Annotated in this window: 19 protein-coding genes; 3 read left to right on the top strand and 16 right to left on the bottom strand. The window is 74.0% G+C overall.

Annotated elements, in window-relative coordinates; translation table 11 throughout:
* Window positions 1-133: 133 nt before the first annotated feature.
* The 9 genes from nudC to ACYVJE_RS00560 form a co-directional block, all read right to left on the bottom strand.
* Window positions 134-1,066 (bottom strand): NAD(+) diphosphatase, encoded by a 933-nt coding sequence (nudC, locus tag ACYVJE_RS00520; protein WP_461142770.1) that lies wholly within the window; start codon window positions 1,064-1,066, stop codon window positions 134-136.
* Window positions 1,066-2,430, bottom strand: a complete 1,365-nt coding sequence (locus ACYVJE_RS00525) for a M16 family metallopeptidase (RefSeq protein ID WP_459158494.1) — start codon at window positions 2,428-2,430, stop codon at window positions 1,066-1,068. Before ACYVJE_RS00525 ends, nudC begins: the two co-directional genes overlap by 1 nt.
* Window positions 2,427-3,734 (bottom strand): M16 family metallopeptidase, encoded by a 1,308-nt coding sequence (locus ACYVJE_RS00530; protein WP_459158493.1) that lies wholly within the window; start codon window positions 3,732-3,734, stop codon window positions 2,427-2,429. Before ACYVJE_RS00530 ends, ACYVJE_RS00525 begins: the two co-directional genes overlap by 4 nt.
* Window positions 3,735-3,903: 169 nt before the next feature.
* Window positions 3,904-4,740 carry an ESX secretion-associated protein EspG gene (locus ACYVJE_RS00535; RefSeq protein WP_461142771.1) on the bottom strand — a complete coding sequence of 279 codons (837 nt, stop codon included), beginning with the start codon at window positions 4,738-4,740 and terminating at the stop codon, window positions 3,904-3,906.
* Window positions 4,741-5,047: 307 nt separating this feature from the next.
* Window positions 5,048-6,388: a PPE domain-containing protein gene (locus tag ACYVJE_RS00540; protein ID WP_461142772.1), complete on the bottom strand. Its 1,341-nt coding sequence runs from the start codon at window positions 6,386-6,388 to the stop codon at window positions 5,048-5,050.
* A 370-nt stretch (window positions 6,389-6,758) separates the two neighbouring features.
* Window positions 6,759-7,292 (bottom strand): DUF3558 family protein, encoded by a 534-nt coding sequence (locus ACYVJE_RS00545; RefSeq protein ID WP_461142773.1) that lies wholly within the window; start codon window positions 7,290-7,292, stop codon window positions 6,759-6,761.
* Window positions 7,289-7,699 (bottom strand): hypothetical protein, encoded by a 411-nt coding sequence (locus ACYVJE_RS00550; protein ID WP_461142774.1) that lies wholly within the window; start codon window positions 7,697-7,699, stop codon window positions 7,289-7,291. Before ACYVJE_RS00550 ends, ACYVJE_RS00545 begins: the two co-directional genes overlap by 4 nt.
* Window positions 7,700-7,839: 140 nt before the next feature.
* Entirely contained in the window at window positions 7,840-8,031 is a 192-nt protein-coding gene (locus ACYVJE_RS00555; protein WP_459158488.1) for a DUF397 domain-containing protein, read from the bottom strand.
* Complete coding sequence (locus ACYVJE_RS00560; RefSeq protein WP_461142775.1) at window positions 8,028-8,867, bottom strand: helix-turn-helix domain-containing protein; 840 nt, start codon at window positions 8,865-8,867, stop codon at window positions 8,028-8,030. The genes ACYVJE_RS00555 and ACYVJE_RS00560 overlap by 4 nt, the downstream gene beginning before the upstream one ends.
* A 161-nt stretch (window positions 8,868-9,028) precedes the next feature.
* On the opposite strand from ACYVJE_RS00560, the gene ACYVJE_RS00565 reads away from it, so the two are divergent.
* Both ACYVJE_RS00565 and ACYVJE_RS00570 read left to right on the top strand, forming a co-directional pair.
* On the top strand, window positions 9,029-9,295 hold the full coding sequence (locus tag ACYVJE_RS00565; protein WP_461142776.1) for a hypothetical protein: 267 nt from the start codon (window positions 9,029-9,031) through the stop codon (window positions 9,293-9,295).
* A gap of 360 nt (window positions 9,296-9,655) precedes the next feature.
* Window positions 9,656-10,852, top strand: coding sequence for a neutral zinc metallopeptidase (locus ACYVJE_RS00570; protein WP_461142777.1), 1,197 nt, complete (start codon window positions 9,656-9,658; stop codon window positions 10,850-10,852).
* Between the two features lie 72 nt (window positions 10,853-10,924).
* Here ACYVJE_RS00570 and ACYVJE_RS00575 read toward each other — a convergent pair whose 3' ends face one another.
* The 3 genes from ACYVJE_RS00575 to ACYVJE_RS00585 all read right to left on the bottom strand — a co-directional run bounded on the left by ACYVJE_RS00575 (window position 10,925) and on the right by ACYVJE_RS00585 (window position 13,825).
* A complete protein-coding gene (locus tag ACYVJE_RS00575; RefSeq protein ID WP_461142778.1) occupies window positions 10,925-11,878 on the bottom strand; it encodes an esterase/lipase family protein in 954 nt (317 codons plus the stop codon).
* Window positions 11,879-12,022: 144 nt separating this feature from the next.
* Window positions 12,023-12,490, bottom strand: a complete 468-nt coding sequence (locus tag ACYVJE_RS00580) for a hypothetical protein (RefSeq protein WP_461142779.1) — start codon at window positions 12,488-12,490, stop codon at window positions 12,023-12,025.
* A 192-nt stretch (window positions 12,491-12,682) separates the two neighbouring features.
* Window positions 12,683-13,825 carry a potassium channel family protein gene (locus ACYVJE_RS00585; RefSeq protein ID WP_461142780.1) on the bottom strand — a complete coding sequence of 381 codons (1,143 nt, stop codon included), beginning with the start codon at window positions 13,823-13,825 and terminating at the stop codon, window positions 12,683-12,685.
* A 150-nt stretch (window positions 13,826-13,975) separates the two neighbouring features.
* Between ACYVJE_RS00585 and ACYVJE_RS00590 the strand changes: the two genes are divergently transcribed.
* Window positions 13,976-14,497, top strand: coding sequence for a hypothetical protein (locus tag ACYVJE_RS00590; RefSeq protein ID WP_459158482.1), 522 nt, complete (start codon window positions 13,976-13,978; stop codon window positions 14,495-14,497).
* Between the two features lie 154 nt (window positions 14,498-14,651).
* Here the strand turns inward: ACYVJE_RS00590 and ACYVJE_RS00595 are convergent, their stop codons facing one another.
* The 4 genes from ACYVJE_RS00595 to ACYVJE_RS00610 all read right to left on the bottom strand — a co-directional run bounded on the left by ACYVJE_RS00595 (window position 14,652) and on the right by ACYVJE_RS00610 (window position 22,435).
* Entirely contained in the window at window positions 14,652-14,798 is a 147-nt protein-coding gene (locus ACYVJE_RS00595; protein WP_461142781.1) for a hypothetical protein, read from the bottom strand.
* An 86-nt stretch (window positions 14,799-14,884) separates the two neighbouring features.
* Window positions 14,885-15,520, bottom strand: coding sequence for a hypothetical protein (locus ACYVJE_RS00600; RefSeq protein WP_459158480.1), 636 nt, complete (start codon window positions 15,518-15,520; stop codon window positions 14,885-14,887).
* A 46-nt stretch (window positions 15,521-15,566) separates the two neighbouring features.
* Complete coding sequence (locus tag ACYVJE_RS00605) at window positions 15,567-19,232, bottom strand: ATP-dependent helicase (RefSeq protein WP_461142782.1); 3,666 nt, start codon at window positions 19,230-19,232, stop codon at window positions 15,567-15,569.
* Window positions 19,229-22,435: an ATP-dependent helicase gene (locus ACYVJE_RS00610; RefSeq protein ID WP_461142783.1), complete on the bottom strand. Its 3,207-nt coding sequence runs from the start codon at window positions 22,433-22,435 to the stop codon at window positions 19,229-19,231. The genes ACYVJE_RS00605 and ACYVJE_RS00610 overlap by 4 nt, the downstream gene beginning before the upstream one ends.
* Window positions 22,436-22,535 lie beyond the last annotated feature (100 nt).

Below are 22,535 nucleotides of genomic sequence, written 5' to 3' on the forward strand. Positions count from 1 at the left end.
TTCCACCCGGGTGCGGTGGATTTTCGCGTGACCCATCGCTCCGCCGGGCAAGCGGCGAAGCCCCTTCCTGCCCCGGCGCGCGGACCGACCCACCGGACTCGCTGCGCGAGCCGATCCGCAGGCCCTCCCAACGTCACCCGCCCAGTGCCCACCCGCGGAGCATGCGGTAGGCGATGGACACGCCCGGGGGCAGCAGCAGGCCGTCGACCGCGCCGGTCTCGGAGTCGAGCGCGGCGCGCACCGTGTCGCGGTGCACCCACCGCGCTTCCTCGATCTCGCCGAGCGCGGGTCGCAGCGGCACCGACGGGTCGGCGACGGCGGCGAAGCCGAGCATCAGCGAGCGCGGGAACGGCCACGGCTGGCTGCCGAGGTAGCGCACGCGGTCGACGCGCACGCCGACCTCCTCCTCGACCTCGCGGCGCACGCAGGCTTCCAGCGATTCGCCGACCTCGACGAACCCGGCGAGCACGGAGTACCGCTGCGGCGGCCACACCGGCTGCCGCGCCAGCAGCACCTGGTCGGCGCCGTCGTGCACGAGGCAGATCACCGCCGGGTCGGTGCGCGGGTACTCCTCGCGGTCGCAGCCGCTGCACACGCGCACCCACCCGGCCCGGTCCGGCCGGGTGGACGCCCCGCACACGGAGCAGTAGCCGGCGCGCTGGTGCCAGCCCAGCAGGCCGACGGCCGTGGTCAGCAGCCCGGCCTCGGTGTCGCTGAGCAGCGCCCCCGCGGTGCGCAGGTCCCGCCACTCGCCCTGCGGGGCCTGCGCGCCGGGCCGCGCGGCCCAGTATCCGGTGCCGTCCTCGGCGCCGAGCAGCACCGCCCCGGGCGCGGGTTCGGCACCGAGTTCCTCGGTGCGGTCGTAGCGCAGGCGGACGCCGCCGTCGGCGCACGCGGTCACGGGTGCGCGCCCGCGCCGGTCCACCTGCAGCAGCCTCCCCCCGCGCCACAGCTCCGCGGCGCCCGCGGCGGAGTCGCGCAGCTCTTCCCTGCGATCCACTGTGGACCGAGAAAGGAGCGGTGCGGTGTCCAGTTCGAACTCCGCACCGACATCGGTTCCGCTCATCACGGCAGCTCGACCCCTCCCAGGCACCGGAGCTGATCGGCGAGCTGGTCCGCATCGCCGACGACCACCCCGGTGAACCTCGCGGGGCCGAACAACTTCGCCGCCTCGGCCACATCGTCGCGCGTCACCGCGCGCAGCCGGTCCGGATGCCCCGTCAACCACTCCACGCCCAGACCGCCTGCGGCCATCGTGGACAGCATCGAAGCGAGGCCGGACTGCGAGGAGGTCGATGTGGACAGCGCTCCGATGGCGTACTGCCGAGCCGAGTCCACTTCGGACTCGGTCGGCGGCTGCACCGCCATCTTCCCGAACTCGTAGCGGGCCTCCAGCAGCGCCGCCGCGGTGACCTCGCTGGCGGTGTCCGCGTCGACGAGCAGCGTCGCACCGCTCGGGGTGAACTCGAACGTGGAGTGCGCGCCGTAGGTGTAGCCCTTGTCCTCGCGGATGTTCTCCACCAGCCGGGAGGAGAAGTAGCCGCCGAAGACGAGGTTGGCGATCTGCACCGCCGGGTAGCTCGGGTCGGTGCGCGGCACGGCCTCGGCGGAGAACCGCAGCTGCGACTGCACCGCACCCGGCCGGTGCACCAGCCGCAGGTCACCGCCCTGCACCGCGGGCAGGTCCGGCATCTCGCGCGCGGCCTCCGCGGAGCTCCACCCGGCGAACGCCCGCTGCACGCGGGAGACCGCCTCCTCCGGATCGAGGTCGCCGACGAGCACCAGGGTGGAACCGCGCGGCAGCACCGACCGCCGGTGCAGCTGGCGCACCGCCTCCGGCGTGACCTGGGAGACGTCCTCGACCTGCGGCACTTCCCGCACGAACGGGTGGTCGCCGTAGCGGCGGCGCTGCAGCTCCTCGCGCGCGATCACCCGCGGCTGCGAACGCGCGACGGTGATCCGCTCCACCAGCCGCGTCTGCTCGGCGGCGACCTCGTCCTCCCGGTAGGCCGGGGCGGTCAGCGCGTCGGCCACCACCTCCAGCAGCGTGTCAGTCCCGTCGGACAGGGCGCTGCCGGACAGCGTCAGCCGCTCCGGGTCGACCCCGGCCTGCAGGTCACCGCCGACCGCGGCGAGGTCGGTGTCCATGCGCACGCGGTCGCGCTCACCCGCACCGGTCAGCAGCGAGTCGGCCAGCACCTCCGCCCGGGCCGGGTGCAGCGCGTCGTCGGAGGCGAAGGGGATGCGCAGCCGCAGCTCCACCATCGGCACCGATCCGTGCCGGGCGGCGATGACGCGCAGCCCGCTGTCCAGCACCGTGTCCACTGTGGCCGGAGCGTCGTGCGCGCGCGGCTGTTCCAGCGGCGGCAGCGGGCGCGGGCCTTCCGGCGTCCGGCCGATCTCCTCGGCGCTGCGGTGCGTTGCGCTCATGCCGCACCTCCTGCGGTGCTCTCGTCGGGTCGGATTTCCAGCACGGCCCGGGTGTCCCCGCGCAGCGACTTCGCCGCCGCGGCCACCGCCCCCGGGGTGATGTCGGCGACCCGGCCGGGCAGTTCGGACACCAGCTCGGCGCGCCCGTGCAGCAGCTCCGTGCTGCCGAGGTCGAGCGTGCGGGACATGACGCGGTCGTGCTCCCGGTGCAGGCTCGCCGACCAGCGCGCGGTGACCCGGTGCAGCTCCTCGGCGCTGGGGCCGTCCACGGACAACCGGTCCAGCTCCTCGTCGATCGCCCCGACCACGCGGTCCACCTCCACCTGCGGGGTGTGGATCGCGGTGAACGTGAACGTGTCCGGGTCGCGCGCGTCCAGCGGCGCGCCCATCAGCCCGGCGCCGGCGTGCACGTCGACGACGAGCTCGTCGCGGTGCACCAGCCGCTGCTGCAGCCGCGAGGCGTCGCCCTCGGACAGCACGGCGGCCAGCACCACGTGCGCCAGGTAGCCGTCCGGGTCCGCCACCGGGTCGGGCAGCCGGTAGCCGAGCGCCACCGCGGGCAGCGGGGCGTGCGGGTCGGTGCGCTGCTCGCGCGCGTCCGCGGCCAGGTGCGGCTCGCCGAACGAGGGCCGCGGCGGCACCTCGCGGGCGGGCACGTCACCGAAGTGCTCGTGCACCAGCTCCACCGCGTGGTCGACGTCGAACTCGCCGGCGATGGTCAGCACCGCGTTGCTCGGCGCGTAGTAGCTGTCGAAGAACGCGGCGCAGTCGTCCACCGTGGCCCGTTCCAGGTCGGTGAAGTCGCCGTAGCCGTTGTGCGCGTTGGCGAACGTGGAGTACAGCACCGGCGGCAGCAGGATCCAGGGGAACCCGCCGTAGGGCCGGTTGAGCACGTTCAGCCGGATCTCCTCCTTGACGACGTCGATCTGGTTGCGGAGGTTCTCCTCCGTCAGCCGCGGCGCGCGCATCCGGTCGGCCTCCAGGAACAGCGCCCGCTCCAGGGCCTGCGTCGGCAGCACCTGGAAGTAGTCGGTGTAGTCCTGGTGGGTCGAGCCGTTGAAGATCCCGCCGGAGCCTTGCACGTGGCGGAAGTGCGCGAGCTTCTCCAGGCTCTCGCTGCCCTGGAACATGAGGTGCTCGAAGAGGTGGGCGAAACCGGTGCGCCCTTCGGGCTCGGAGCGGAAACCCACGTCGTAGTGCACGCTGACGCCCACCACGGGAGCCGTCCCCGGGGTGGTGTCCGGCGCGAGCACCACGCGCAGCCCGTTGGGCAGCGTGACGCGATGCAGTTGGGGGTCGACCATGCCCGCAGCCTACGTCCGAGCGCGGGGGTTTCGTACAACCCCCGGACGATCCACCCGGGCGAACGAGCCCGGGCGGATGAACGCTGCGCGCCCGCTCCCGCCGGAGCACCCGCGGCGTTGTGGCACACATCACACGCCAGGGGGTCTGCGCTGCGCAGGGAGCACGCGCTCAGCCGAGCTGTTTGAGCATGCTCTCCACCTGGTTGCCGATCTCCCGCGCGTCGGCGGGCACGAACGCGGCGAGCTCCTCGCCGGTGCTGCCGCGCTCGGCGCGGTTGAGGTAGCGCCCGTCGGGCTCGGGGGTGTCGAACCACGCCGCGATCGACGAGCGATGCCGCTTGCCGAGCTGGTCGCGCTTGTTCACCGCGAACTGGCCGACGCGCACGCGCGGCAGCCCGGCGATCTGCTTCGCCAGCTGCACCTGGCGGTCCCCGCTGCGCATCCGGTTGCCGGACGCGGCGGGTCGCATGAAGCCGTCGGGCTCCTCGCCCTCACCCGGCCCCCGGCGGGGTTCCAGCTCGGCCGGCGGCACGCGCACCGCGGGGTGCTGCCCCTTCGGCGCGGGCGGCAGCGTCGGCAGCAGCACTTCCGCCGCGGTGACGCGCTCGTGCACCTCCACGGTGAGCGGCCCGCCGCGCTGGGGGTCCTCGTCGGGGGGCTGCACGCCGAGCACGACGCGGGTTCCCCGCTCGCCCTCGGTGATCGCCGCGACGGTGCGCCAGCAGTGCGGCTGCCCCGCGTCCGGGTACCAGATCGAATCGGCCCACAGGTGGGGCTTGGCCAGCGCGCGCAGCGCGGCGGCCAGGTTCGGCTCCACCTCGTCGTCGACGAGGACGCCGCTCGCGGTCATGTTGCCGATCTCGTTCTGCACGGTCCGCGCCCACTGCTCGACGGTGTGGCCTTGGGAGCGGGTGGTCAGCGGGAGGGTGAGGTCCTCGACGCCGAGGTAGGTCAGCACGGCGTCGAGGTGCACGGGCGGCAGCTGCCAGCGTCCCAGCTGGGTCACGGTGTCTGCTTCCTCTCTCCTGATCGCGCGGCGGCCCGGGCGGCGCCGCGCGGGCGTCGACCGGGGCTTTCGACTCCCGCTTCCCGCATCGGCGCGGCAGCCGGGAGGGACGTGGTGCAGGTCGCTGCTCGATGCTCCACCGCCTCGGGAGGGCGGCGGGGAAGCCGGGACGTGCGGGAGGTCCCTCCCCACTACCCGCCCGCAACGGGCGCACCGCTCTGAAAGCGGTTCATCCCGGTGCGCCGGCCGCTGGGGGCGCGGCCGGCGCACCGGGCGCGTTCCTGCGCCGGGAACGGCGCGGACGCGGTCACTCGCCGAGGACGGGCGGGGCGGTCTTCGGCATGTCGTTGAACCACACGTCCTCGTTCTCCTCCAGCCACGAGGGGCGCTCGTGCTCGTCGTCCTCGCCCTGCCCCTGGCCGCCGCGGCCGCCCATGCCGCCCATGGCTCCGCGGCCGGCCGCCCCGCGGCCCGCCGCGGTTCCCGCACCGCCGGGCGCGCCGGTCTTGGCGCCGTTGCCGACGCCGGAGCGCCCGCCCGGGCCGGTGCCGGCGCCGGACTTGCCGCCGGGTGCACCGCCGGGCGTGCCGACCACGCCGCCGGCGGCGCCGCCACCGCCGGGCGTGCCGCCTCCGCCCGGGGTGGCCGCACCGCCGGGACCGCCCGGGGCACCGGGCATCGCCGTCGAGGCGGGTGCCGAGGTGCTGGGGGTGGTCGACCCCGGAACGCCGGGGTAGCCAGTCGAGGGCGTGTTGCTCCCGGGACCGCCAGTTCCGGGCGTGCCCGGGTAGGAGCCGCCGGGGACGCTGGACGTGCCGCCGGGGCCACCGGGCGTCGCGTTGGCCGCGGTGGTGGCGCCGCCACCACCGCCCCAGTTCGTGGAGTCCTGCGGCTGCGCCGGGGGTGGTTCGACCGCGGTGCCGTCCGGCTTGCGGTAGGTGGGCATCTGCTGGTCCACCTGGGTGACCGTGGGGCTGTAGACGTTACCCATGGTCTGGCGCGCGGCCTTCTCCTCCTCCTGGCGCCGCTCCATCTGGCCGAGCGCGTCGGCACCGCCCATCACGGGACTCACCGCGGTTTTCAGGCCCGATTCCCAGGCGTTGTGACCCTCCGGCTCGCCGACCATGTTCTTGGCCTCACCGGCGCCGTCGCCGGTGGTCTGCATGTTGTTGCCGGTCATGTGGACGGCGTTGCCGGTGCCGGTCATCCAGTCGGAGACGGGCTTGGACGCGCTCTTGGCCTCCTCGCCCGCTTCGCCCTCCCAGCTGCCGCCGAGGATCTTGTCCATGTCCTGGGAGAACTGCGGGCCCCGGTCGGCCACACCCTTGCCGAGCTTCTTCCACGCGTCCGCGATCTGACCGACCTTGCCGGCCTCGATCGAGTCCTGGTTCGTCTGGTAGATCTGCGCGTGGCTGTAGCCTTCCCAGTTGACGCGCTGCGTCACCGCGGGCGAGTCGTAACCCTCCACGCCCTCCTGCAGACCGCGGTTGCGCTGCTGCAGCTGGTTCATGTTCTGCTGGTGCGCCTGTTCGGCCTGCTGCGCCTGCTCCTTGCGGTCGGCCTCCGCGAAGCTCTCGTAGCCGAAGAGCCTGGCTCCGCCGTCGTGGATGTTCCGGCCCGTATCGCTGAAGAACTCGGTGACCCCCACGGCCTGACCCCCTCGTCGTTCCCGGCGACCACCCCAGCGGCCGCACGCACCGTCCGAACCTGATGCCGCCCGACAGGCCGGCCCCGGTGCACCACCTCCTGGTCGAGCGCGTGCAACACCTTACGATCCCGGCTGATCCCCTGTCACACGAATCAACCGATTCGTCAGGATTCCGCCACGGCGGCGGCAAGAGTGGAGCGGAGCGGACCACAGCGTTGTGCGCAGCGGACCCGACTCGCACCCGTCCCGGGGCGGGCCCCCTTCCGCTGAACGGGAAGGGAGATCGGTGCTGGGGTCGACCCGCATCACCCGACGAGCGATACCGGTACCGCACCGGCCGCGCTGCAGAATCCCGACACCCGCACCCCGGTCACTCCGGCAACCGCGCCGCCGTGGCTTCAGCGATCTTCTTCAGCTCCTGGCACGGATCCGCAGAAGAAGTAGTTTTGAGGGTGACCTGATAAATCGCAACGCCACCACCAGCATCGACGAGGATGTTGCAGCCACCGTCACCAGCACCAGGAACCTGTGCGACCGCGGCCGAACGTCCCGCGATCTGCTGCTTCTCGTACGATTCCCAGTTACCGCTCTGCTTGTACGAATCCACCGTCTCTTCGACGTTCTTGCTGAAGTCGATGATTTTCTCGTCACCGGACCAACGGCAGGACGGCTCCCAGGATACCTGCGTCGAATCCTTCCCCTCCCCAGGCGGAAGCCCCCACGAGTTAAGCTCATCCGACTCGAAGAACGTGCACGGATCGAAACGCTCCAGCGCCTTCGACTGCTGCGCGTTCTCCGAGGGCTGCTCAGACTCAGACCCCCCAAGCGGTGTCGCACACGCCGACACCCCGGCCAGCACCACACCGGCCGACATACCCAGCACCGAACGAGCGATCCTGTTCACTGTCGCAACCCACCTTGCATATCTCCAGCGGCCTGTTCGTCAGTAGCACGGTAATCCTTCGCCGCGCCTTCGAACGCCTCGGCCAGCTTGCGAAGCTCGGCCTCCATCTGCTCCAGCAATGGAAGCGCCCCGGCCTCGGAATCCGTCGCCTTCTGCACGAAGCGCTCTTGCAAAGCTTTGCCGTCCGGATAGTTCCCCAGACCTTCGACACGTGCAATCATCTGGTTGTTACCGCGTAGCTCAGCCAGCGCATCCGCCTCGTCCCGGCACCGCTTCGCCGCCTTCTCGGCGGCCTCGGGATCGAGCCGGAGCTTGCCGGCCCCGACCTGCTCGTTGATCCAGCCGGTCTGCTTGCTGACCTCCCCCAGAGCCTGCTTCGACCCCTCGAAGCCACCACCTTCGCTCATGGCAACCCCTTCACAGTGCACCCGCTCCTGGCAAGTCGGGCACACTCTAACGGGACGCGTGCAGCCGCGGGGACGGTTCCCGGCATTTCCAACGGATCACACCTCACCCGAACGGCCGCACACCGGCCGCAGATCCGGCCTCAGTCCACGTCGAACCTGCCCGTGCGCAGCGCATCCACGAAGCCGCGCCACGACCGCTGCTCCACCGCCAACCGCGCACCGGCCCGGTCCTTCGAATCCCGCACCCGCACACCGCCGCCGACGAAGGCCACCTCGACGCACTTGGTCGCCGAACCGCTCCTGCTGCTCTTGCGCCACCGCACCTCGGTCATGCCCGCCTCTCCATGAGCTCCGCGATCAACTCGCGCGTGCCCTCCTCGTCCAGGGCTTGCCGCCACAACTCGTCCCGCGCCCGCACGTAGTTCCGCGCGACGCGGGAGTCGGTCAGGAATATCCCACCCTGGCGGTTCTCCAGGTAGACGTAGGTGTTGAGCGCGGCGAACTCGTACAGCGCGAACGGCCCGTCCAGTCCGGCGTGCGCTCCAGCAGAGGCGGGGAGGACGCGCACGTGCACGTTCGGGAGCTCGCTGCCGTCCAGCACGGTGCGCAGTTGCCGCTGCATGACGGAAGGGCCACCGATCCTCCGGTGCAGCACGAACTCGTCGAGCAGGAAGCACAACTGTGGCCCGTTCGGCCGGGTCAGCAACGATTGCCTGCTCAACCGCGTCGTCGCGCGCCGCTCCAGCTCGGCTTCGGAACGCTCCACCGTCGCGAAAACGGCACGCGCATAACCCGCTGTCTGCAGCAGACCCGGCACCAGCGCGAGTTCGAACTCGGTGACGGTGCGCGCCTGCGTCTCCAGCAGCATGATGTTGGCGAGCTGATCGGTGTACTCGTCACCGGAGGGCAGGTCCATGGACGCGCTGTCCTCCCCGCGGGCCTTGTCGACGAGTTCCTGGCACGCCTGCTCCGAGGCACCGTAGAGCGCGCACAACGCACGCACTTCGTCCTCGCCCGGGATACGTGAGCTGTTCTCGGTTCTGGACACCCACGCGGCGCTCGTTCCCAACTGCTCACCCACCGATCGGGTGGTCATTTCCTGCGCCTTCCGGAGATTCCGGAGCTCCGCACCCACCCGCACGTGAAACAGCGGACGACTCTCCCGCACGACTGACCTCCTGCTCCCTCGTCCGCACTCCGCGGTGTTTCAGCTTGTTTCAGGACGTTTCACCACATGCGCAACGTTTCGCTCGTGGATGAATCACCGAAACAGCTCTAACTTCCTTACAGCGCAACAGGATTGAGAGAACTACAGAAGGACCCGAACGAATGACCTTCGACGTGTTTCGCGATGACTTCAGCGATGTGTTCTGGATCGTCGGCAGCGGCACGCGCATCCGGCACGCGACGCGCACCCTGCCGGGCGCGGTGTTCTCCGGGGAATCGGTGGCGACGCTGTGCGGCGAGGCCATCAAGGTTCCGACGAGCACGCCGGCCGGGCGCACCCCGCCGAGCGCGCACGTCACCGACCGCTGCCCGCCCTGCGCGGCGACCGCCGAGGCCGAACGCCTCGTCGGCCACGTCTGGGACTACTGACACCGCCCCTCCCCACCCGTCCGCGGCCGACGCACCCGCCCCGGTGTCCGCCGCGCCCCGGACGCGGAACTCACCCGGGAGGTGGTTCCTCCTCACTCGATCGCCCCGCGCGGGTGGGCATTTCCCGGGAAATGCCCACCCGATACGGGAGGAAAGTCCGCATTACGGGGCGGGTTGCACCAACCGGTGATGCATCCGACACCGCGCGGACCAGCGGCGGCGCGGCAGAACGGCGCGAATCGGCCCGCACGGGGCCACCGCGCGGGCCGATCACGGTACGCTCCCCACCGCGATACGACAGTTCAGCGACGTGGCCGGTCGAGGCGCACCGCCGTCCGCCGGTGTTCGGGGAGCCCACGCATGAACCAGCCGCCCTGGCCGCCGGACCGCCACCCGGATCGGCACGCCGCACCGCCCCCGCCGCAGGGCGCACCGCAGCAGGGCGCACCTCCCCAACAGGCCACACCGCAACAGGGCATCCCGCCGCGCGGAACCCCTCAGCAGGGCCCTCCTCCGCAGGGCACCCCGCCGCGCAGGACTCCGCCCCACGGCGGACCCCAGCGCTCCAGCACGCGCGGTCCCGTCGTCGCCCTGCTCGCCGCCACGGCCATGCTGCTGTTCGCCGGCACCCTCGGCGCCGTCGCCACCACCGTCATCCGCAGCGGCTCCGCCACCGCAGGCGGCCCGGACACCCCGGCCCTCCCGGAAGCCAGCACATCCCCCGGCAGCAACCCGCTGCTCGAGGAGAGCGAGCTCGAGTCCCGTTCGGACACGCCGAACGCCGAATCCCCGAGGAGCGCGGAAAACCGGACCACCGGTCCGACCACCGCGCGGGCACCGGCCGCACCCGTGCCCGCGCTCGGCGACAACCCGCTGAACATCGCGGGCAACGGCGCGGTCAACACCCCGTGCGACCTCCCGCCGTTCGACACCGACCCCGCGAGCCAGGACGCCTTCTACCAGGCCGCGGTCCCCTGCCTGCAGCGGATGTGGGCACCGGCGCTGCGGGAGGCGGGACTCCCCACCGACGCGGCCACCGTCGTCACCACGGCCAGCAGCGTCGAGACCCCCTGCGGTCAGCGGGAGTGGAACGAGACCGCGATGTACTGCTCGCACAACCACACCATCTACATGACCGCCCGGTACTACCCGGAGATCGAGGGCCAGCAGGAACCCGGTGTCTACTTGGGACAGCTGGCGCACGAGTACGGCCACGCGGTGCAGGGGATGGCCGGGATCAGCGAGGCCTACAACAAGGCCGTGGCCGACGCCGGCGGCTACGACACGGCCGAGGGCCAAGCGCTCAGCCGCCGTTCCGAGCTGCAGGCCACCTGCTTCGGCGGCATGGCGCTGGCCGCGCTGCAGAACGGCGGGCTCAGCAACGACCACGTCTTCCCGGCGCTGCGCGACGCCAGCAACCGCGGCGACGAGCAGGGCAACGAGGGACGCACGCACGGTTCGCTGGCGAGTAACGAGAAGTGGGCCGAGCGCGGCTTCCACGCCAACCGCATCACCGAGTGCAACACGTGGAACGCCGCGGAGGCCGCCGTGCGGTGAGCCACCGCCGGAGCGGGTTCCGCGCACGGCGCGCCGGTTCAACGCTCCAGGGTGGTCCAGCGGGTGCGGCAGTCAGCTGCCGACGACCGGCGCCACCGGTTCGCACGGCACCGGCACGGGGTGCTCCGGGTCCAGCGCGTTGAGCACGAAGGCCGCGCTCCGCGGGGAGAACGGCGACGCCAGGTGGTCGGAGCGGTCGGCGGGGCAACCGTCCTGCAGCAGGACGTTGCGCGCGTTCGGCCCCTCCAGGAACGCCGAGGTGTGCGGGGTGACGACCTCGTCGTACCGGGTCTGGATCACCGTGTAATCCACACCGGGCACCGTGTCCCCGCCCGCGTTCAGCCGCTCGAGGAAGTCGGATCCGGCGATCTGCTGCCGGAACGCGGGGCCCAGCCCGGCGCCGAGCACCGCGTCGACCCCGGGCAGCCGACCGATTCCGAACACGGTGGTGCCGTGGTTCGAGGGCGACAGGCCGACAAGCTTGCCCACTTCCACCGCACCGCCCAACTCACGCAGGTAATACCGGGGCATCATCCCGCCCTGGGAGTGCCCGACGATGTCGACCTGATCGGCGCCGGTGGAGGCGCGGACGCGGCCGACGAACGCGGACAGCTCCGCCGCCGACCGCTCGACGGGACCGGTGCCGCCGGGCGGGTGGGCGCCTGGGAAGCCGACGCGCGGCGCGCCCTCCTCCTGCCCGTAGTTGAGGGCGTAGACGCAGTAGCCCTCGTTGCGCAGCAGCGGTGCGAGCGCGTACCAGTTCTGCGCCATGTTCTCGATCGAACCGTGCACCAGCACCACAGGATTCGGGTGTTCCGGCGCGGGGCGACAGGCCCAGTCGTTCGCACCGGGCGGGGGCCCGTTCGGGTGCGCGGCCGCGTACGCGAGCGCGTTCGCGTAGTTGTGGTCGACGGGCAGCTCCTCGTCGGGGGCGGAGGGGCCGCCCCCGGAGGGGGTGGACGCCGCCGCCGGTGCGGCGAGTCCGACCAGCAGCGCGGAGGCGAGCAGCGCGAGCAGCCGACGCATCGGCGTCCTCCTCGGGGCGTTCGGTCCGCGCGAGAGTAGTGGCCGATGATCGGCGCCACAAGAGCGGGGGGACCGGCGTTGCTGCGGCGGCGTCCCCGGGAGCGACGGCTCGGCACCAGCGGCACGGCGCAACGTCCAGGAGCGTCAGCGGCGCGCGTGCCCCAGCAGCACCGCGAAACCGGAACCGGCGGCCGCGGCGAGGCTCAGCAGCACCCAGGTCAGGCGCCTGGCCAGGTCTTCCTCGGCGGAACCCGCCTCCGCACCGGCGGGCACCGCGGTGACCTGCCCGGACGGGCCGCCGCCCGCGCGCGCCGCCCGCTCCGCGTCCGGCGGGACGAGCACGGACAGCGCGGTCCCCTCCGCGTGCCCGCAGCCGTCGAAGCGCGCCGTGCGGGTCCGCCCGGCCAGGTGGTAGGCGACCACGTCGCCCCGGCTCGCCTGCTGCGCGCAGGGGGCGGTGCGCACGACCCTGGCCTCGACGCGCTGCCACTCCGCGAAGTTCCGCGAGGGGGCGAGGACGGTCGGCGCCACCACCGCTCCGAGCACGGCGAAACCGATCAGGCCCAGCAGGAGCAGGATCGACGCGAACGGAGCCGAACCCGAGTGCCTCACCCGATCGATACTCCCAGAACCCGCGCGGGCACGGGAGAGCCGCGTCCCGCACCCCCGCCGGAGGCGGACACGCCGCGAGGAACGGGTCCATCCGCGGCTTTCCACGCAGGGCCGGCACCCCCGCGGCAACGGGCGGTGCCTCGGCGCGGAGCCGCGCCGGAGGTGCCCGGCAGCGGCCCGCACGACCGGCGGTCACTCCTCCCGCCGCTCCTCCGCCTGCTGGGCGGGCGTCTCGTGCGGCTCGCCGCGCCAGACGTACAGCAGGCGGTCGCCGCGCTGCAGCTCGGCCACCTCGGAGGCATCCACGCGGTGCAGCTGCCCGCGCCGCACCACGCCGAGCACGATCTCGCTCACCCGCGTGGGCGAGGCACCGACCTCCTCGCGCCGCACCGGCCGCTCCGCCAGGGTGAACCCGCGCTCCGGGGTGAGCAGGTCGGCGAACATGTCCACCACCGCCGGCGTCGTCGTGGCCACCCCGAGCAGCCGCCCCGCGGTCTCGCTGGTGACGACCACCGAGTCCGCCCCGGACTGGCGCACCAGGTGCACGTTCTCCGTCTCCCGCACCGCGGCGACCAGTTGCGCCTTCGGGGCCAGCTCCCGCGCGGTCAGCGTCACCAGCACCGCCGTGTCGTCGCGTTCGGTGGCGACGACGACGGCGCGCGCGTGCTGCACCCCGGCGAGGCGCAGCACGTCGCCGCGCGTGCCCGAACCGGTCACAGTGACCAGCCCGAGCGCGACCGCGGATTCCAGCGCGGCGTTGTCGGTGTCCACCACCACGATGTCCGCGGTGGAGATGTCCTCGCCGAGCAGCGCGTTCACCGCGGAACGGCCCTTGGTCCCGTACCCGACGACCACGATGTGGTCCCGCACCTTCGACCTCCAGCGCTGGATCCGGAAAGCTTGCCGCGAGCGCTCGGTGAGCACTTCCAGCGTGGTGCCGACGAGCACCACGATGAACAGCACCCGCATCGGTGTGATGAACAGCGCGTTGACCAGGCGCGCCTGCGGTGAGACCGGGACGATGTCGCCGTAGCCGGTCGTGGACAGCGATGCGGTGCAGTAGTAGAAGGCGTCCAGCAGGCTCAGCGGCCCGCCGGTGCCGCCGTCGGAGTACCCGTCGCGCTCCAGGTAGACGACGACCACGCAGAAGGCCAGCGCCACCAGGGCGCCGAGCACGCGGCGCAGGATCGCCCGCAGCGGGCCGGCGCGGTGGTGCGCCGGGATGCGGACCGTGCCGACGAGCGCGTAGTCGGGGCGGGCGGTGAGCTGGTCGGCGGCCTGACCGGCGCCGCGCAGGAGGACGCCCGGCACGCGCCGCGAGCGCCGTCTGGCCATGACCACCCCTCCCGACCACGTCCGGGGACCGGCATGCCGCGCGAACCGCGGCGATCATACCGCGCCAAACCTGTTCCAGCCCGAGGACGGCGAGGGGCGGAGTGGACGCCCTCCTACCACTACGCCGCGGTGACGGCATACGATGCCCCGGTGCAGGAGCTGGAACACGCTGCCCGTGCCCTCGGTTGGGACGGCCACCTCGTCGCGAACCTGGAAGTGTTCGGAGCGCGTTTCGCCGCTGTCGCCGGGATCTGCCCGGAGGTGCACCGGTGGCGCCGCGCGCACGGGTGGGGTCCCGAGCTCGACCCGTCCTCGTTCCGCTCGGGCTCCGAGTCCGGCCGCATCCCCGTCGCCGCCGTCGAACTGGTCGGGATCCTCGTGCCGGCCGCGCGGGTCGAGAACGCGTTGAGCGCGTGCGGAACGCTGCTCACCCTCGCCCCGTGCGCCGTGGTGCTGCCCTGGGCGCACCCGTACGTGGCCTGGCAGATGATGGAACTGGACTACTACGGCGTGGGCGTGCTGCACGCGACCGGCAGCGGCCCGGCCGAGCTCGCCCTCGAACCGCAGGACCGCACCGCCGAGTTCGGCACCTCGCTGTTCGGCCGGTGGATGCTGGAAGTGCTGTACTCGAAGCTGCTCGAGCAGCAGCCGCAGCTCGCCGAGAACGTCTGAGCGAGGCAGTCCGCGGATCGGCCGCGCAGCGAGCCCGGCGGCGAGCCCTCGGGAGCCCGGCCGCCTGCCAGGACCAGCGGACCCCGGGCAGCCACCCACAGCGAACGAGCGCCCACCGCGGCCGGGGGCGCTCGCCGTGCTGCGCTCCGCCGCGTCACGTGCCGCGGCGCCCGCGGCGGACGAGCTCGACCACGTTCACCGCGCACCCCAGCGCCCCGAGGGCGATCACGACCCACCGCACCGCGTCCGGCAACAGCGACGGCCGGCCAGCGACGGCGTCCGGCACCACCGCCGCCAGCACCACTCGGACGGGAAGTTCGTCATCAGCCGGAGGACAGGGCACGCGGCGCTCCGCCGGGTCCGGAACGCGGCAGCGCGCGGGCCCGGTCAGTAGGCCAGGCGGTACTCGCGCCAGTTGAGCTCGTCGAAGTTCCACCGCATGCCGCGCAGCTCCTGCAGCATCCGCAGCGCCTGCACGGTGTGCGGCCAGCGCCGGACCACGTTCGCCATCGCCACCGGGGACATGAGGTCCACGGTGCGCCGGTGGTCGCCCTCGCCGATCAGCGCGATCCCGCCCTGCGTGTGCAGGATGTCCACCAGCGGCGTCTGCCCCGTCAGCGCCACGTTCTCCACGCTGACGACCGTGTCCGGCTGCAGGTTCTCCGGCCAGGCCGTGCGGTCGACGTCCGTGGCCACCGGCCGCGGGCACTCGCCGCAGGTGCAGCCGTCCTCATCGGCCCAGCCCATCTCGGGCCACGACCACACCACGCTGCCGCCGGGTTCCATGTTGGACAGCGCGGCGATGTGCGGCCACGCGGTCACCACCGCCGAGAGCGTGGTCCGCTGCCACGACGCCTCGTCCGCGTCGGGTCCGGCGCAGGTCCACGTGCCGCTCTCCTCGCACCGCACCCGAACCAGCGGTACCCGCATGGCGAGCACGTTCGCGTCCAGGTCCACCGGCGTGCCCGGCGGCGACTGGAGCTTCCACGGGTAGTCGGATGCCGTGCCTGTCTGGGTCCCCATCGCGGTGCTCATCGCGATGCATACTCGTCACCGCCCCACCGCCGGTTCAAGCTCGTCCACTCCAACGAGTGAGAGGAGATTCGTCCGGCGGTTCCGGTTCCGCGGTGCCCCAGCCCGCAGCCCCCTCGCCCGCAGTACTCCCGTCCGCAGGGCTCCCGTCCGCAGCGCTCTCGTCCGGCACGTCCCGCACGAGCTCGGCCAGCCCCTCGGCGTCGAGCAGCTCCTCCGGACGCACCGTGCGCTCCGCGCGCACGTAGTGGAACGCGGCCCGCACCCGCTCCAGCGGCGTGCCGGACAGCTCCGACCACGCCACGCGGTACGCGGACAGCTGCACCGCCGACTGCCGGGCTTCCTCGCCCTCCGGCAGCCGGCCCGTCTTCCAGTCGACCACGGTCCAGCCGCCGTCGGCATCGGCGAAGACCGCGTCCATGCGCCCGCGCACGAGCACACCGGCCAGCCGCGTCTCGAACGGCACCTCCACGCGGTGCGGCGTGCGGTCGGCCCACCCGCTGCGCTCGAAAGCTCGCCGCAGCTCGGTGAACTCCACGTCCTCGCCGCCCTCCTCGGCGGCGTCGTCGGCCGCGCCCGGCAGCTCGCCCAGGTCCAGCAGCGCGTTCGAGCCGAACCGGTTCTCCAGCCACTCGTGGAACTCGGTGCCCCGGCGCGCCACCCGGTTCGGCGGGAACGGCAGCGGCCGGCGCAGCCGCTCGGCCAGCCGGTCCGGGTCCCGCGCCAGCTCCACGAGCTGGCTGACCGACAACCGCTCCGGCAGCCGCACCCGCTCCCGGCGCCGACCGCGGGAGCGCTCCGCCAGCAGCACGTCCACGTCGTGCGCCCAGCCCTCGGGATCGTCCGCGTCCCCGCCCGGACCGACCGGTTCCGGCGGTTCGGCCGGCGCACCGCCCTCCGCGGGCGGTTCGGGTGGTCCCGGCGGCGCGTCGAGCTCCGCGTCGTGCGGGGCACCGCCGGGCGCGGCCGGTTCCGCCTGCGGCTCCACCAGCGGGGGCTCCTCCGGCGGGGGCGGCTCGTCCAGCGGCGGTTCCTCCTCCGGCGGCGGCTCGTCCAGCGGCGGCTCCTCCTCCGCCTGCGGCTCCTCCAGCGGGGGTTCCTCCGGCGGGGGCGGCTCCTCCGGCAGGGGCCGTTCGCCCGGCACGGCCTCCTCCCCGGCGTCGAGCCGCGCCATCGCCCGGCGCACCCGCTCGGCGCCCTCGGCGACGGCGGCGCGCCGGTGCTCCAGCGGGTCGGCGGGCCACCGCGCGCTGCGCACCTCCGCGGTCAGCGGGTTCTCCGCCTCCTCCCCCGGAGCCGGAACCCACTGCTGCACCTCGCCGGAGGGGCCGCACAACTCGGCCAGCTCGGTGAGGAACTCCGACGGCCCCTTGGGCCTCTCCCCGGTCTCGGCCCACCAGTGGCCGGACAGCAGCAGCACCCGCTCCGAACGGGTCAGCGCCACGTACAGCAGCCGCCGTTCCTCGGCGAGCCGCCGGTCCTCGAACTCCTCGTCGTGCTCGGACAGCCGCGCCTGCAGCTCCTTGCGGTCCAAACCGGACAGCTGCGCCGTGTCCAGCCGCGGCAGGTCCACCGCATCGCCGCGCAGCTGGGCCGGCAGTTCCGTGACCGAGCGCAGCCAGCACGAGCCCTTCCGCCGCGCGGGGAACACGTCGCGCACCAGGTGCGGCAGCGCCACCACCTCCCACTCGAGGCCCTTGGCGGCGTGCATCGTCAGCACCTGCACCCGGTCGGCGGCCACCTCGACCTCGCCCGGCTCCAACCCGTCCTCGGCGCGTTCGGCCGCGTCCAGGTAGTGCAGCAGGTCCGACAACCCCGCAGCGGGGCTGGCGGTGGCGAACTCGGTGACCACGTCGGCGAACGCGTCCAGCTGCACCCGGCCGGCCGTCCCGGGGCGCGCGGTGCTCTCGATGTCCAGGCGCAGCTCCCGCTCCACGTCGGCGACCAGCTCCGGCAGCGGCCGGTCGAGCCGTCCGCGCAGCCGCTCCAGCTCCCGGCCGAGCTCGCGGACGCGCCGGTAGCCCGCCGCGGAGTAGCGCTCCGGCTCGCCCGGGTCGTCCAGCGCGTCGACCAGACCGCTCTGCTCGGCGTTCTCCCCGGGCAGCGCGGCCGTCACCGCCGCGGAGGCGTCCGCGTCCGCCGGCGGGTCCACCCGCGTGCCCAGCTCCCGCGCGCGGTCGTGCAGCGCGACGAGATCGGCCGCGCCGAGGCGCCAGCGCGAACCGGTGAGCACTCGCATCGCCGCGGTGCCCGCCAGCGGGTCCACGAGCATCCGCAGCACGGAGACGAGGTCGCGCACCTCGGGCTCGTCGAGCAGACCGCCGAGCCCGACGACCTCCACCGGCAGCCCCCGCGCGCGCAGCGCCGCAGCCATGTCGGCCATGTCCGCGCGGCGGCGCACCAGCACCGCCGTGGTCGGCGGGGCGCCCTGCTCGTCGGTGACCGTCTTCCACCGGGCGGCGACCTGCTCGGCCACCCACTCGCGCTCCTGCCGCACGTCCTCGGCCAGCGCCAGCTGCACGTCGCCCGCGTCCGCGTCCGGGCGCGCCCGCAGGTCGGGGACGTCCACACCGGACTCGCGCAGCGGCTGGGAGACGGCGTTGGCCAGCCGCAGCACCTCCGGCGGGTTGCGGAAGCTCGTCACCAGCCCGTACCGGGGTGCGGGCGGGCGCTGCCCCTGCCGCAGGTGCGGGAAGTCCGTGCTGAACCGGGGAAGGTTGGCCGCGCTCGCCCCGCGCCAGCCGTAGATCGCCTGCACCGGATCGCCCACCGACGTCACCGGCAGCGGATCGCCCCGCCCGTAGAGCGCGCGCAGCAGTTCCCGCTGGGCGTGCCCGGTGTCCTGGTACTCGTCCAGCAGCACCGCACCGAACCGCGCGCGCTCGCCGGCCACGACCTCCGGGTGCTGCAGGGCCAGGCGCGCGGCGAAGGACATCTGGTCGGCGAAGTCCATCGCGCCCTCGCGGCGCTTGGTGCGGGCGTACTCCTCCACCAGCGGCAGCAGCGCGGCGCGCAGCCGCTGCGCGGACGTGACCCTGCGCAGCTCCTGCGGCAGGTCGGCGCGCTGGCCCTTGGCCCGGGGCGCGCTCTCCACGACCCGGCACAGCTCCTCGGCGTGCGCGCGCACCTGCTGCGGTTCGACGAGGTGCTCGGCCAGCTCGCCCGCCAGCGACAGCACGTACTGGGTCACCGTCGCCGGGATGCGGTCCGTGTCGAGGTCCTCGGTCCAGGTGGCGACCACGCGGTGCGCCAGCTGCCACGCGGCGGTGCCGGTGAGCAACCGCGCACCCGGTTCGACCGGGATGCGCAGGCCGTGCTCGGCGACGAGGCGCCCGGCGTAGGCGTGGTAGGTCAGCACCGTCGGCTCGGCGGCCAGCACCGCGGTGGACAGCTGCCGGCTCGGGTCGACCTCGTCGAGCAGGCCCGACCCGGCGAGCCGCCGCAGCCGGGCCCGCACCCGGTCGGCGAGCTGCCGCGCGGCCTTGCGGGTGAACGTCAGGCCGAGCACGCGTTCCGGTTCGACGTGCTGGTTGGCGACGAGCCACACCACGCGGGCGGCCATGGTCTCGGTCTTGCCGGCGCCCGCGCCGGCGACGACCAGCGCCGGCTGCGGTTCGGCGGCGACCACCGCGGCCTGCTCCTCGGTCGGTGAGGGCAGCCCGAGGGCCTGGGCGATGCGCTGGGGGCTGACCTGCTGGCTCACTCCGCGACCTGCCTTCCCTGCAGCGGACAACTCGCGCGCACCGGGCACCGCGAGCAGTCGGAGCTCTCGTAGGCGACGTAGCCGGGGCCGGTGCTGGACTCGGCGGCCGCGTGCACCTCGTCGAGCCACCGGTGCACCTGCTCGTCGTCCAGCCCGGACTGCACGCGCTCGGTGGCGACCCCCGCCCGGTCGGGTTTGGCGACGTAGAGCAGCCGCGCCCCGCCGGGCGCGGCGCCGCCCTCCTCCGCGCGGAACGCGCCGAGCGCGGCCGCCAACTGGTACACGGCCAGCTGCGGGTGCTGTTCGGCGTCGTTCTTGCTGATCGGGGACTTGCCGGTCTTGATGTCGACGATGACCTCCTGGCCGGAGGCGTCGGTCTCCAGCCGGTCCACCCGGCCGCGCAGCTGCAGCCACGGCCCCCCGTCCGAGCGGGGCGGCAGCTGCAGGTCCAGGTCGTGCTCCACGCCCCGCTGGGTGAGTTCGCCGCGGGTTTCGGCCATCCACCGCAGGAACGCCTCGACCATCCCGGCGACGCGTTCGCGCTCCTTGCGGGAGAACCACGGCGCGCCCGCGTCCACCGACTTCCACGCCTCGTCGAGGGCGCGCCGCAGCTCCTCGGGGTCCCTGCCCTCGGCGGCCAGCCGGGCCACCTCGTGCACGAGCGTGCCGGTGACCGCGGCCAGTTCCGCGCCGTCCTGGCCGCCGTGCCGCTCCAGCAGCCAGCGCAGCGGGCACTGCCGCAGCAGCTCCACCGTGGACGGTGACACGCGCACCGGCTCGTCCTCGCCGACCGGGGCGTCGTGGCTGGACACCTCGGCCAGGCCGTACCAGCTGCCCGGATCCGCCCCGGGAACGCCGGCGCGGGCCAGGCGGGCCAGCTGGGTGGCGGCGCGTTCCCGCCGGTCCGGATCGGACTCGGGGTCGCAGACGGCGCGGCGCAGCTCGCCGACCAGCTCGCCCGCGGACAACCCGCGCTGCGGCGGGGTCACCGGCCGGGGCTCGACCTCGTCCTCGGCATCGGTGCCGTCGAGCTCGTCGAGGAACCGCGACGGCTGCTCCTCCTCCCCGCGGACCGCGCTGACCAGCAACCGGGAACGGGCGCGGCTGGCCGCGACGAACAGCAGCCGCCGCTCCTCCGCCAGCAGCGGCGCCGTCATCGACACCGCGCCCTCGTCGCCGCGGAAGGTGTCCAGCAGCCGCTCGATGCCCAGCAGCGAGCCGCGCTGCCGCAGGTTCGGCCACACGCCCTCCTGCACCCCGGGGACGGCCACGACCGTCCACTCGCGACCGGCGGCGCGGTGGGCGGTGAGCACCTGCACCGCGTCGTCGCGCGGCGCGGCTGGCGCGCGCGAGTCGCGGGCGATGTGCTGCGCGTCCAGCTCGTCGGCGAAGGCCGCCGCGTCCTGGCCGGACCAGCGCTCGTCGAAGCCGCGGGCCTCGTCGAACAGCTCCACCACCGCGTCCAGGTCCCGGTTGGCCTGCGCACCGGCCACCCCGCCGCGCTCGGTGTCCTCCAGCCACGCGTCCTGCAGGCCGCTCGCGCGCCACGCGCGCCAGAGCACCTCCTCCACCCGCGCGCCCGCGGTGACCGACTCGCGGGCCTCGTGCAGCAACCGCGCGAGGCGGCGGGCCGGCGCCGCGGCCGCGTCGGGAAGCCCGACGAGGCGGTCGGTGTCCTGCAGCACCTCGACGAGCAGCTCCCCGCTGGGGCGGCTGCCCCCCGCGGCCAGCTCCAGCCGCCGCAGGCCGCGGCGCAGCCGGCGCAGCGCCAGCGGATCGGCCCCGCCGAGCACCGAGGACAGCAGCTCCTCGGCGGTGTCGGCGTCCAGCGCGTCCGGCCGCGCGGCGCAGCGCAACAGCCGCAGGAACGGGCGCACCGCGCCGCGCTGCGACAGCGGCACGTCGTCGCTGGGCACGTTCACCGGCACGCCGGCGGCCACCAGGGCGCGGCGCAGCACCGGCAGGGTGTGCCCGAGCGAGCGCACCACCACCGCCATCTCGGACCACGGCACGCCCCGCTGCAGGTGCGCGCGGCGCAGCTGGTCGGCCACCCACGCGGCCTGCTGGGCCTCGGTGGCCAGCAACCGCACCCGCACCGTGCCGGAGTCGGCGGTCCCCTGCGCGGCCGTCTCCGACGCAGGGGTCTCCTGCGGGGCGGTCAGCTGCCGCTGCGGGCCGCTGCCGGACATGCGGGCGGCGAGACGACCCACCGCGGTGCGCACGGCCGGGGCCATGCGGTGGTCGGTCGCGAGCACCTCGGTGGGGACCTCGTCGGACTTGATCAGCTCCGGCTCGGCGCCGCGGAAGGAGTACACCGCCTGGTCGGGGTCGCCGAACAGCAGCGTCTCGGCGGCGGTCTCGCGCAGCCTGCGGACGAGCTCGTACTGCTGCTCGTCGAGGTGCTGGGCGTCGTCGACGACGACGTACCGCACGCGGCGCCGCTCCTCGGCGAGCAGCTCGGGGTCCTGGTCGAACGCGGCCAGCGCGGCGCCGATGAGCTCGGCCGCGTCGTACTCCGGTGGCTGGTTGCCGGTGCGCTCCCGCAGCCGGGCGATCTCGCGGTACTCGGCGCCGAACCTCCCCACTGCTGTCCACTCGGGACAGCCGCGCTGCTCGCCGAGCTCGACGAGGCGGTGCTCGCCGATGCCGCGCTCGGTGGCGCGCAGCAGGAAGTCCCGCAGCTCCACGGCGAACCCGGGAACGCCCAGCGCCGGGCGCAGCGACTCCGGCCAGACCGCGGCGCCCTGGTCGATGTGCTCGCGCAGCAGTTCGCGGATGCGGTGGTCCTCCTCCGCGCCGGTCAGCAGCTTCGGCGGCGCCTGCTCCGCGCGCACCGCCCGGTTGCGCAGCACGGCGAAGGCGTAGGAGTGCACGCTGCGGGCCAGCGGCTCCGGCGTGGTGCGCGGCCGGGTGCCCGCCTCGGTGAGCACGCGGGTGATCTCACCGCGCATCCACTCGGCGGAGGAGCGGCTGGCCGTGAGCACGAGCACGTTCTCCGGCGAGACCCCGGCGCGGGTCACGCGGTCGGCCGCGGCCCGCGCGGCCAGCGTGCTCTTGCCGGTGCCGGGCCCGCCGAGCACGCGCAGCGGCCCCTCCGCGTGGTCGAGGACGCGGCGCGCGGCCGGTTCCCGCGCGGCGGCACCACCCGGCCCCGCGGCGCGCGCGTGCGGCGTGCGTACGAGCAGAGGTGCGGTCCGGCGCATGCCTCCGATGGAATCACGGCCCGCCCCCGCCCCCGCGGACGTGCCACGCCGATCAGTCCCGGCTCACACCGCCCCCAGGCGGGACGTTTCTCCGCGGTCT

The organism is Salinifilum aidingensis (assembly GCF_054782015.1).